Below are 11,577 nucleotides of genomic sequence, written 5' to 3'. Positions count from 1 at the left end.
CGGCTGTATTTGGCACGGATGTAATTCCGTTTGAAATTACAGGTATTCCGACGGGACGTATTACTTACGGACACCGGTTTCTCGGCGATGCTGCTGACATATCGAACGCAGATGATTACGAAGAAGAGCTTCTTGGTCAGCACGTAATTGCAGATCCGGAAAAGCGGAAAAACGCGATCCGCACCCAGATTCAGGATATCGCAGAGGAGGCAGGGTGGCAGGTACCGATTGAGGAAGGGCTGCTGGAAGAGGTGACAAATCTCGTTGAGTATCCAACTGCGCTTTCGGGATCGTTCGACGAAAGCTTTTTAAAAGTTCCGGATGAAGTACTGATTACATCCATGAGAGAGCATCAGCGATATTTTCCTGTTAAAAACAAGCAGGGTCAGCTTGCGCCGCATTTTATTACGGTGCGAAACGGCGATCATCTTCATTTAGATAATGTCCGCCGTGGAAATGAAAAAGTGCTGCGGGCAAGACTTGCAGACGCAGAATTCTTTTTTGAAGAAGATTTAAAGCATTCCCTTGAGTCACGACTGCCGAAGCTGGCATCGATTGTCTATCACGAGGAGCTTGGATCTATGGCCGATAAAACGGCCCGCATAGAAGCGGGTGCCTTGCAGCTTGCATCCCTTCTTCACGGAGAAGGAACGCTTCAGCAAACCGTGCAGAGAGCAGCAAGATTGTCAAAGGTTGATCTCGTCACTCACATGGTAGATGAATTTCCCGAGCTTGAAGGACTGATGGGTGAATATTATGCCATTCATGACGGTGAAGAGCAGGAAACGGCCAAGGCCATCAGGGAGCACTACCTTCCAAAGCAGGCAGGTGACGCGCTGCCGGATTCGGAGGCAGGCAGAATAGTCAGTGCAGCGGATAAGCTCGATACTGTATTAACGAGCATTGGAATCGGCCGGATTCCGACAGGTTCTCAGGATCCATATGGGTTAAGACGTCAGGCCGCAGCCGTTCTGCAGATTTATCTCGATGGCAACTGGTCCTTCGATTTGTTCGCGTTTATTCAGAAACTGCTCGGCCTGCTGGATGAAAACAAGCTTCTGAACCGACCGCATGAAGACGTGTTTAAAGATGTAAAGGACTTCTTTGAGCTTCGCTTTCGTCAGCTGCTAAAAGACAGAGGTATCCGCTATGATGTAACAGATGCGGTCATTTCGTCTGGCTGGAGCCTTCCTGCTCAGGCCGTCGCAAAAGGTGATTTTTTAATGAGCCAGCTGAGTGTGGAAGAATTTAAAAAGGACACAGAGGCATTCAGCCGGGTGACAAATATCTCTAAAAAGAGTTCGCCTGGACGCCCTGATCCTGCTCTGTTCAAGGAAGATCAGGAAAGCAGTCTTGCCGAAGCCTGTATTCAAGTTGAGGAACCGCTTCAAACTGCGCTCATGGAGAGAAATGTGGAGCAGGCATACCGCCACCTGCAAAGTATCGTGCCTGTTATCAATGCGTATTTTGATCACGTGATGGTAATGGCAGATGATGAGCAGCTTAAACAAAACAGACTGTTTCAAATGCATCAGACGGCTTCGCTGATCAGGCAGTTTGCTGATTTCCAACAGATCGTGTTCCATTCCGAGTAACTGCGTCAGTGATAAGAGAGGCGGTGGCATCATGGAATTATCCGCAAGGCAGCAGAAAATTGTAGAAATCGTGAAAGAGAAAGGGCCTATTACCGGCGAAAAAATAGCTGATATGCTCGCCTTAACAAGGGCTACGCTCAGACCTGACCTCACCGTGTTAACCATGTCCGGCTATCTCGATGCCCGGCCGAGAGTGGGTTATTACTATACTGGTAAAACCGGGGGACAGCTTTTCAAGGACAAGCTGCTTAAACTGAAGGTGAAAGACTTCCAGTCCATTCCGGTTGTGATAACTGAAGCAGCTTCGGTTTATGACGCTATCGTGTCTATGTTTTTAGAAGATGTCGGCACCCTGTTTGTAACAGATAATCAAAACAAGCTGGTCGGCATCGTATCCCGCAAAGATTTACTGAGAGCAAGTATGGGTAAACAGGATCTCGAAGGTATACCGGTCAGCATCATCATGACCCGCATGCCGAACGTAACTGTTTGCTATCCGGAAGAAACAATGCTGGAGACAGCCAATAAACTGATCAGCAAACAAATCGACGGTCTGCCGGTAGTCAAGCAGGATGCAGATGGCAAACTGGATGTAATTGGGCGATTAACGAAAACGAATATTACAAAAGCTTTCGTTGAACTGAGCAGAGAAGATGGATAAAAGGAGTGGACGCGCATGAAGGAGCAGGAGCATGTCACCGTATATGTCATGTCTGATTCAGTTGGAGAAACAGCTGAACTCGTAGTGAAGGCTGCGATCAGCCAGTTTGAAGAATCGATGACTTCCATCCGCCGGATTCCGTACGTCGAGGATACGGGAACGGTGGATGAAGTGATTTCTGAAGCCAGAGAGAACAATGGTCTGATCGCATTTACATTTGTGATTCCTGAAACCCGTGAGTATGTTCTGAAGCGGGCATCAGAAGAGAACCTTCCAGTTTACGACATTTTAAGCCCGCTGCTGTCCCTTATGGAAGATCGGCTGCAGACGAAACCGAAAAATGAATCCGGACTAATCCACACGCTTGATGAAGACTACTTTCGAAAAGTAGAGGCCATTGAGTTTGCTGTAAAGTATGATGATGGGCGTGATCCTCGCGGGATACTAAGGGCGGATGTCGTGCTGGTTGGTGTGTCGAGGACGTCAAAAACTCCCTTGTCTCAATACCTGGCGCATAAACGTCTGAAAGTAGCTAACGTGCCGCTTGTTCCAGAGGTGGAACCGCCTGAAGAGCTTTTCTCTATTCCGCCTGAAAAAATAATCGGGCTGAAAATCAGTCCGGAAAAACTAAATGGCATCCGGGCAGAGCGGTTAAAAGCACTCGGTCTGAAAGCAGAGGCAAATTATGCCACGATTCAACGGATTGAGGAGGAACTGTCTTACTCAGACAAGATTATGAACCGCATCGGCTGTCAGGTGCTGGACGTCTCTACAAAAGCAGTAGAAGAGACTGCCAACATCATTTATCAGATGGTACAGACGAGAAATTCATAATTACAATCATTTTTCTTCCCAAAACGACAAAAAACAATTATAATGAAATATTGTGGTTAGTTGCAATTCAGGAAGCGAACGAGGATGTTTCGCTCAGGCTTCCATTTCGCCGCCAATATGGAGCACTTTCATTATGTGTCGTGTACGAGCGAAATTTCCACTCGGTTATTTCATGTTAACAGGCAGGAAAAACAAAGCGGGGATCGAATATATTAAATATGAATCAATTACATGTATACGCAGACGGGGATTCGATTCCTGTTGTACCTCAGCTCATAAAGCTATCTGGACAGCTCGGCTTTAAGCTGGTGCTGGTTCACTCTCATGCCCACACACGTGCATCACTGCCGGACTCCGTAAAGACGATCATCGTTGACCAGGGAGCTGATGCAGCTGATTTTCGAATGATCAGTGAATCGGCTGCAGGCGACATTGCTGTTACAGATGATCTTGGTCTTGCTTCTATTCTTTCTGCCAGAGGAGTATACGTTATCCACTCGAACGGTATCCGCTTCAGGGAGGAAGCAGCGGATGCCGTTCTCGAATGGCGTCATGCCAAAAAAGAAGCGCGGCGCCGAGGAAATTACGGTAAAGGTCCTTCCAAACGAAAGCGAACGGCTGATAGTCAGTTTGAAGTCCAGTTCATTCAATTATTTGAAGCTTTGAAAGAAGGCGGGGATAAAGGATGAGCCGTCATATTCCCGAAGAAACGGTGGAAGCAGTCCGAAAAGAACTCGATATCGTGGACGTAATCAGTGAATACGTGGATTTAAAAAAGCAGGGACGCAATTTTTCAGGATTGTGTCCTTTTCATGGGGAGAAAACACCTTCTTTTTCTGTTTCTCAGGAGAAACAGCTTTATCACTGCTTCGGATGCGGAGCAGGAGGCAACGTGGTGACGTTTGTAATGGAGTATGAAGGACTTTCTTTTCCTGAAGCTGTGCAGCAGCTTGCCGGCAAAACAAGCGTTGAGATACCGGAAGAGGCTGTTTTAAAGGAAGACGAAGAAGAGAATCCCCGATCCTCCTGGTATAAAGGACACGAGCTGGCAGCAAAGCTTTACCATCACCTGTTGCTGGAGTCTCCGGAAGGGAAAAGAGCGAGGGAGTATTTAAGAGCTCGCGGCTTTACCCGAAAAATGATTGAAACGTTCCAGATCGGTTTCGCGCCCGAATCCTGGAATTTCCTTACTGATTTTCTTCGAAAGAGGGGATTTGAACCTGATGATATGGCGGAAGCTGGTTTGCTTGCCCGTAAAGGGGACGACGGCAGACCGTTCGACCGCTTCCGGGGGAGAATAATGTTTCCTATCTGGGATAAGCGGGGCAAAGTGATCGCTTTCGGCGGCCGGGTCCTCGATGAAGGCAGCCCCAAATATTTAAACAGTCCGGAGTCTGACGTTTTTAATAAAGGACGGCTCCTGTATCACTTTCATGGAGCCAGACCGTCAATCCGCCGCAAAAATGAAGCCGTTTTGTTTGAAGGATACGTCGATGTTATTTCCGCTTACCGCGCGGGTATAGAACATGGTACAGGTTCGCTCGGAACAGCGTTATCCCAGGAACAGGCCCGGATGATCAGACGCAATGCCGATAAAGTAATCCTCTGCTTTGATGGGGACAACGCAGGACGTCAGGCTTCCTGGAAAAATGCAGATATTCTGCAGGCAGCCGGACTTGAAGTTGCTGTGGCCATGCTTCCTCAGGGAATGGATCCGGACGACTATATTCAGCATCATGGTCCCGAACGATTCGCTGAAACGATAGTCGGCAGACCTCTGACTATGATGGAATTTAAATCGGCTTTTTTGAAAGAAAGCAAAAATATGGATATGGAAGCCGATCAGCTGAAATATGTGGAAGAAATGCTGAAGGAAATCGCTGCTCTTCCAAAAGCGATTGAGCAGGATCATTACCTGAGGCAGCTGCAGGAAGAATTTTCTCTCTCTTATGACGTTCTTAAGCAGGAATTAGGGGAGAAGATCAAGAATACTGTTAAAGCCCGTACAAAGCAAAAGAAAGCAGCTATACAAACGGAATCACAACAGCATGCAGGGCGCAGGCTGATGACCGCAGATGAACGGGCAGAAAGTGATTTAATCAGTTTTATGATGCATTCTCAGGATGCGGCAGCTTTTGTAGAAGAGAGAGTTGGCGCTTCCTTTCAGCAGGAAACGTTTCAGGCACTGGCAGCATTGTTATACAGTTATTACGCAGCCGGCAATGAGAGTGACCCGGCTGCATTTATCAGCTCGGTTGAAGATCCGGGGCTGAAAAAAGAAGCAGCTGCACTTGCAATGAAACAGGTTCACCAGGACCTGCCGGAGCAGGTGCTTGAAGATTACGCCGACCAGATCCTTCATCGTGCGCCAATTAAACGGCGTATTGAAGAGCTTCAGGATCTGATGAAGCGTACGTCTGACGTAGAAGAGCTTAAGCAGTACATTAACCAGCTTGTGGAGCTGAAATCAAAGCTTCACAGCTGATCATGCCGTTGTGATCATGAGGAAGGAGGGGTCGTATGGCTGAGAAACCAATCCGTCCATTGACGGAAGGCGATTTGACCATCGATCAGGTAAAGGAACAGTTACTGGAGTCCGGAAAAAAGCGAGGCTCATTGACATACGCTGAAATTACCGAACGTCTGGGAGCGTTTGATCAGGACTCGGAGCAGATGGATGATTTCTTTGAATACCTTGGAGAGCAGGGGGTTGAAATCATTAACGAGAGTGAATCCGTGCCGAGTATTCAGCAGGTGCAAAAGGAAGACGCAATCGATTTAAACGACCTCAGCGTGCCGCCGGGCATTAAGATTAATGATCCTGTCAGGATGTATCTGAAGGAAATCGGCCGTGTTCCGCTTCTGTCAGCCGCCGAAGAAATTGAGCTGGCAAAACGAATTGAAAACGGAGATGAAGAGGCGAAGAGACGTTTAGCTGAAGCAAACCTTCGTCTTGTCGTCAGCATTGCCAAGCGCTATGTCGGTCGTGGTATGCTGTTCCTTGATTTAATCCAGGAAGGAAATATGGGGCTGATTAAAGCGGTTGAGAAATTCGACTATGATAAAGGCTTTAAATTCAGTACCTATGCCACCTGGTGGATCAGACAGGCTATTACACGTGCGATTGCTGACCAGGCCAGAACGATCCGTATCCCTGTTCATATGGTAGAGACGATCAATAAACTTATCCGGGTTCAGCGTCAGCTGCTTCAGGATCTTGGCCGCGAGCCGACGCCTGAAGAAGTATCGAAGGAAATGGACTTGACACCGGATAAAGTTCGTGAAATTTTAAAGATTGCACAGGAGCCTGTTTCACTGGAAACACCTATCGGTGAAGAGGATGACTCTCACCTTGGAGATTTCATCGAAGATCAGGAAGCGCTGGCCCCATCTGATGCTGCTGCATATGAGCTGTTAAAAGAGCAGCTGGAAGATGTGTTGGATACTCTTACCGACCGTGAAGAGAACGTGCTTCGACTTCGATTCGGTCTGGACGACGGCAGAACAAGAACGCTTGAGGAAGTCGGTAAAGTTTTCGGGGTTACTCGTGAGCGAATTCGACAGATCGAAGCTAAAGCACTTCGCAAGCTGCGTCATCCAAGCAGAAGCAAGCGTTTGAAAGACTTTCTGGAATAAAGGTGTTTCTGCATCCCTGCCGCTTCCAGCAGCAGGGATGTTTTTTTCCATCCCATGTTCAACATAATGGATACATACGCATGCAAAGCAGCTGATATGACCAGCGTATCGGTGTAAACGAACAATGAAAGGTAGAAAAAAAGCTTCTGCAGAAGAGGAGCGGGTACGATGTCAGACAACGAGGTAATTGTGAAAGAGATCAGAAAGTGGCAGAAAAATCGCATGCTGCCTGATCACTACTGTCAATTTCTTCTGAAGCTCTATGCGGAGGAGCAATCGCTGCCTAGAGCAAAACCGTGGGGAAAGGCAGCTGCTCTGACAGCTGTTCTCGCAGCATTATTAGCAGCCGTTTTTATGCTGCCCGTTCCACCCGGCACGCTTGCAGCTGCTGTAACCGCCCTGACTGCCGGTATACTGGCTTATCGGAGCAGAATCGATGCAGGGCTTGTGCATCATGTGTATTCTACTGCGGCTGCACTGCTGCTGCTTGCGGCGGCAGTACAAGTGAGTAATTGGTTAGCGCTGAATCCCGAGCAGACCGGAATGTTAACGGGGGCCGCGGCGGCAGCTTGGGTAGCCGCGGGCTTTTTGTTTAAAAGCATGTATTTGATTGCTGCCGGTACAGCCGGCATAGCGGTACTGCTGTTTTTCCTATTAGCTGGATCGTAATAGACCGGAAAGGATGGAACATGCATGGAAATAATCGGGCATCGGGGATTCAAACGTAAGTTCCCGGAAAATACGATGCTTTCCTTTAAGAAAGCGGCTGAATATCCAATAGACGGTATTGAATGTGACGTTCATTTTTCGAGCGACTATGTTCCAGTAATCATCCATGATCCAACTGTTGACCGTACGACGTATAAAAGCGGAAGCGTAAACGGATTCGCCGCTGAAGAATTATTACATATGCAGGCGGACCGTGAGTATCATAATCGGCATCCGCAAGCAGTCATTCCCTCCCTGGAAGAACTGTGTGCCTGGATAGCAGGCACACAGCTGACACTCCACCTGGAGCTGAAACAGCAGGAGCATGTGGCGGGCGGCATATTTGCGGAAGGGTGTCTCGCTGTCCTGCGTAAGCACGGATTGATTGAACGTACGGTCATTTCTACTTTTTATCATGAGTATATTTCAGAAATAAAGCGCAGAGAGCCTGCTGTTGAAACGGCGCTGCTTACAAAAACACCGTTTCGGCGCGGCGGGAAGTATGCTCAGAAAATATTGGCAGACGGCATTCATATCCGCCACGGCGTTCAGTCTTCCATGTACTATCGTCCGTGGACGAAACAGGGGCTTACGGTGAGAGCTTACAATTGTAAAACAAAAGCGGACTTTTCGAGATGCAGGCGCAGCGGCCTGACAGGGATTATTACCGATGATCCGGCTTTGATGACCAGTCTGATGAAACTATGAGCATTTTGTGAACAAACGCTTTCAAAAGGAAGAAAGCTTCTTTTGAAATCTCTTTTCATCCTTTCGTATTTCATATACAATAAAAGAGAGCTCAGCTCGGGCACTTATACAAAGCCTTAATTTATCGCATCGGAACGTAAGGGAGGTACATAGCAATGAGAGGTGGACCATTATTTCCATTTGCAGCCACGGCTGCGCTGGGTCTTCTGCTCGTTTTCTTCCTTTCTCTCGTCGGACTGAATATCGGCGGGGAAGAGGCAGCTGAAAATGGAAACGAAAACGAAGAAAACGCTCAGGAAGAAGAATTTGATGATCCGATTGAACTCGGTGAACATCTGTATGTAGGAAACTGCGCTTCCTGTCACGGCGGTGATTTGGAAGGCGGTACCGGACCTGCACTAGATGGAGGAGCTTACTCCGAGGATGAGATTGTTGCTGCAATCAACGAAGGGCCAGGTTCGATGCCTGCAGGCCTTGTTGATGACGGAGAAGAAGCGGAAGCTGTGGCGGAGTACATTCTGTCTCAGGAATAAGTGTGAACGAACAGGGCTGTCACCATCGAAAGAGGGAGACAGCCCTGTTCGTGTATTTACACGTGAGCCTCAGGCCTGAATGCCGCCTGAGGCTCTTTTATGACATCTAACTGGCCTTGCTGCTAGGAGCGCAGCAAGTCCTCATTTGTAATATGAGTGATGTTTGATACGATAAAGGTTCAGTACACGGCAGCAGACAATCAAATCTGATCATTCTGCAGAGCGGCAGAGGCTGCGTGCTTTAACGTAATGTGATATCATTTTCTCTTAGAAGAGTTGAAAAAAGTTCAGGAAATAAGGTGACAATAGTGAACGAACAGCATTTATCCAGACGATTGGAAAAAGTCGCAGAATATGTACTGCATGAAGGGACTATTGCAGATATAGGATCAGACCATGCATATCTGCCGGTTTATCTCGTTGGCAATGGTATATGTGAGTATGCGATTGCCGGAGAAGTGAATGAAGGTCCTCTTGCTTCCGCAAAAGAAAAGATCAGACAGAATCAGCTTCAGGATAAAGTGGAAGCGAGACTCGGAAATGGGCTGGAGGTTCTGGAAGGCCGTAAAGCCGATACGGTAGTTGTAGCCGGTATGGGCGGCCCTCTTATCGCTGATATCCTGGAAAACGGTCAGTCGTATCTGCCTGATGTAAAACGCCTGGTCCTTCAGCCGAACATAGCTGCTGATCATGTCAGACGCTGGCTTTATAAAAATGGCTGGTCGCTTATTGAAGAAGCAGCTGTTGAAGAAGAAGGCCACGTATATGAAGTATTGTGTGCGGACAGATCAGGAGTGAATCCTTATAGTAAGGATGAATTTGAAAAGCAAATGTGGCTAGGGCCTTATTTAATGAAACAGCGCAATGCAGCGTTTATGAGCAAATGGAAAAAAGAATATGATCAGCTCCTGAGAATTCAAGCGCAGCTGCAAATGGCAGAAAACGCCCGTACATTTGAGCGTCAGAAGGAAATGAAGCAGAAACTAACCTGGCTGGAGGAGGTATTGGCATGACGGATACACACGTGCAGACAGTATTGCAGTTTATGGAACGGCATGCACCGAAACGCTTCGCAGTAGAAGGAGATCCAATCGGTCTTCAAATCGGTTCAGTAAAAAAACGAACAGCAAAAATCATGGTGACACTCGATGTACTCGAACCAGTCGTAGATGAAGCAATAGCGAATGGAGTCGATATGATCATTGCGCATCATCCGCTCTTATTCCGGCCAATCAAGCAGCTCAACACGGATACTTCTTATGGCAGGGCTGTTGAAAAGCTCATCAAACATGATGTTACCGTGTTTGCCGCCCATACCAATCTCGATGTAGCAGACGGGGGCGTCAACGATATGATGGCCAATGCACTCGGAATTCGTGATACGAAACCGCTGGCGCCTGTAACAGAGGACAGCTTGAAGAAAATAGCCGTATTTGTACCGCGAAATCATGCCGACGCTGTAAGAGAAGCACTGGGTCAGGCTGGAGCGGGCCATATTGGCGACTACAGTCACTGCTCCTTCTCGACAGATGGAAAAGGCGCATTTGTACCGGGAAGCGGTGCGAACCCTTATATTGGTTCAAAAGGCAGCATGGAGCGTCCTGAAGAAGAGCGGATTGAAACAGTGTTTCCAGCATCAATTGAACGGAATGTAATCCGGGCAATGCTGGATGCCCATCCTTACGAAGAAGCCGCTTACGATATCTATTCTCTCGAAAACCCGGGTAAAACGTATGGATTAGGCCGGATTGGCAAGCTGGATGAAACAATCACGCTTCGTGAATTCACCGAGCGAGTGAAGCAGGCTTTCGGAGTGAATGGACTGAGAGTAGTGGGGGACCTGGATAAAAAGGTTAAGAAGGCCGCTGTATTAGGCGGAGACGGAAACAAGTATACGATGCACGCTCTTCGAGAAGGAGCGGACGTTTACGTTACCGGCGATCTCTATTTTCATGTCGCGCATGATGCCTGGATGGAAGGCCTTGCGATGATCGACCCGGGCCACCATGTGGAACAGATTATGAAAAAGGAGCTTGCCGAACAGCTTCAGTCATGGCTTGAGGAACAGAAAAGTTCGACAGAAGTAATCATTTCAGAAATCAATACAGATCCATTTCAATTTTTATAGGTTCGTTAAAGAAAGCCCGGAGACTGTCTCCGGGCTTTCAGGCTGGTGTGCCCGGCATGTCTGGCAGCTTGGTGGTGAAAGTCCACTACGGGCTTGGCAATGGGAACCGTTAGCGAATGGCAAGGGTGTCCGGGGCGACCCGGAATCTGAAGGAAGCCGGACGCAAACACACGCGGTAACGAACAGAAACAGGATACAAGGCTGAATAGGGAGGGATGAGTCTGCCAGCCAAGACGAAATCCCACATTGCCCGAATCCCGTTCAGTAAATTCTGTGCCGACGAGTGGAAAGCGGTCAGACTTACCCGGGGAGATCTGTATGGAATGCTCTAACGAGTAACGATTACCGTGAGGCAATCCTGAACATACAGAAGTCAGTTCAAGTCATAGTACCGGGGACGATCCCTGAAAAGGGAAACGAGGGAAGGACTTGACGGTTGGTATCTCCATGTCCGCAGACGTGTGAAGTTGTGATGATCACAGACAACGGAATTGAATTTCCGGCTGCTCCCGGAAGGATAGAGTGGAAATCGAACGTACTGGGAGAGCGTGTAGCAACCTTTGCGGGGAAGCGACAAGGAAGGAAGATGCCATCGAACCGCCGTGTACGAGATCCGTACGCACGGTGGTGTGAGAGGACGGGGGTTAGCCACCCCCTTCTACTCGATTTGAAAAAGTCTTACAACTTACATGTTTATTCGTTTAGTTGTATTTCCTCTCTGTTTACCGGCGGAAGCTTGCCGTGGGCTGGCCTTCAGCTATTTCTCAGGGTGAC

At 48.1% G+C, this 11,577-nt stretch carries 11 protein-coding genes; all 11 read left to right on the top strand.

All coding sequences use genetic code 11. From position 1 onward, the window contains the following. Nucleotides 1–1,595, top strand: a 1,595-nt coding sequence (gene glyS, locus HCN83_RS09035) for a glycine--tRNA ligase subunit beta (RefSeq protein WP_168006489.1), incomplete at its 5' end; no start/stop codon positions are given. Between the two features lie 31 nt (nt 1,596–1,626). Then, nucleotides 1,627–2,256 (top strand): helix-turn-helix transcriptional regulator, encoded by a 630-nt coding sequence (locus HCN83_RS09030; RefSeq protein WP_168006487.1) that lies wholly within the window; start codon nt 1,627–1,629, stop codon nt 2,254–2,256. Between the two features lie 15 nt (nt 2,257–2,271). Beyond that, the gene (locus tag HCN83_RS09025) at nt 2,272–3,090 is read left to right on the top strand and encodes a pyruvate, water dikinase regulatory protein (protein WP_168006485.1); all 819 of its coding nucleotides are present in this window, start codon (nt 2,272–2,274) and stop codon (nt 3,088–3,090) included. Nucleotides 3,091–3,308: 218 nt separating this feature from the next. Next, nucleotides 3,309–3,779, top strand: coding sequence for a DUF188 domain-containing protein (locus HCN83_RS09020; RefSeq protein WP_168006483.1), 471 nt, complete (start codon nt 3,309–3,311; stop codon nt 3,777–3,779). Then, nucleotides 3,776–5,575, top strand: coding sequence for a DNA primase (dnaG, locus tag HCN83_RS09015; protein ID WP_168006482.1), 1,800 nt, complete (start codon nt 3,776–3,778; stop codon nt 5,573–5,575). The genes HCN83_RS09020 and dnaG overlap by 4 nt, the downstream gene beginning before the upstream one ends. A 35-nt stretch (nt 5,576–5,610) precedes the next feature. After that, nucleotides 5,611–6,726, top strand: coding sequence for an RNA polymerase sigma factor RpoD (gene rpoD / locus HCN83_RS09010; RefSeq protein ID WP_168006481.1), 1,116 nt, complete (start codon nt 5,611–5,613; stop codon nt 6,724–6,726). Between the two features lie 168 nt (nt 6,727–6,894). Then, nucleotides 6,895–7,395, top strand: coding sequence for a hypothetical protein (locus tag HCN83_RS09005; protein WP_168006479.1), 501 nt, complete (start codon nt 6,895–6,897; stop codon nt 7,393–7,395). Nucleotides 7,396–7,419: 24 nt separating this feature from the next. Further along, nucleotides 7,420–8,142, top strand: coding sequence for a glycerophosphodiester phosphodiesterase (locus tag HCN83_RS09000; protein ID WP_168006477.1), 723 nt, complete (start codon nt 7,420–7,422; stop codon nt 8,140–8,142). 155 nt (nt 8,143–8,297) lie between these two features. Then, nucleotides 8,298–8,675, top strand: coding sequence for a c-type cytochrome (locus HCN83_RS08995; RefSeq protein ID WP_168006475.1), 378 nt, complete (start codon nt 8,298–8,300; stop codon nt 8,673–8,675). A 308-nt stretch (nt 8,676–8,983) separates the two neighbouring features. Beyond that, nucleotides 8,984–9,688 (top strand): tRNA (adenine(22)-N(1))-methyltransferase TrmK, encoded by a 705-nt coding sequence (locus HCN83_RS08990; RefSeq protein ID WP_168006473.1) that lies wholly within the window; start codon nt 8,984–8,986, stop codon nt 9,686–9,688. Then, entirely contained in the window at nt 9,685–10,803 is a 1,119-nt protein-coding gene (locus tag HCN83_RS08985) for a Nif3-like dinuclear metal center hexameric protein (RefSeq protein WP_168006471.1), read from the top strand. The genes HCN83_RS08990 and HCN83_RS08985 overlap by 4 nt, the downstream gene beginning before the upstream one ends. The last annotated feature ends 774 nt before the right edge of the window (nt 10,804–11,577 follow it).

The sequence above is a fragment of the Alkalicoccus luteus genome, from assembly GCF_012034335.1.
GTDB lineage: Bacteria > Bacillota > Bacilli > Bacillales > Salisediminibacteriaceae > Alkalicoccus > Alkalicoccus luteus_A.
The sequence above is the reverse complement of the archived record's forward strand: the minus strand, read 5'-3'. Positions and strand labels throughout refer to the sequence as shown.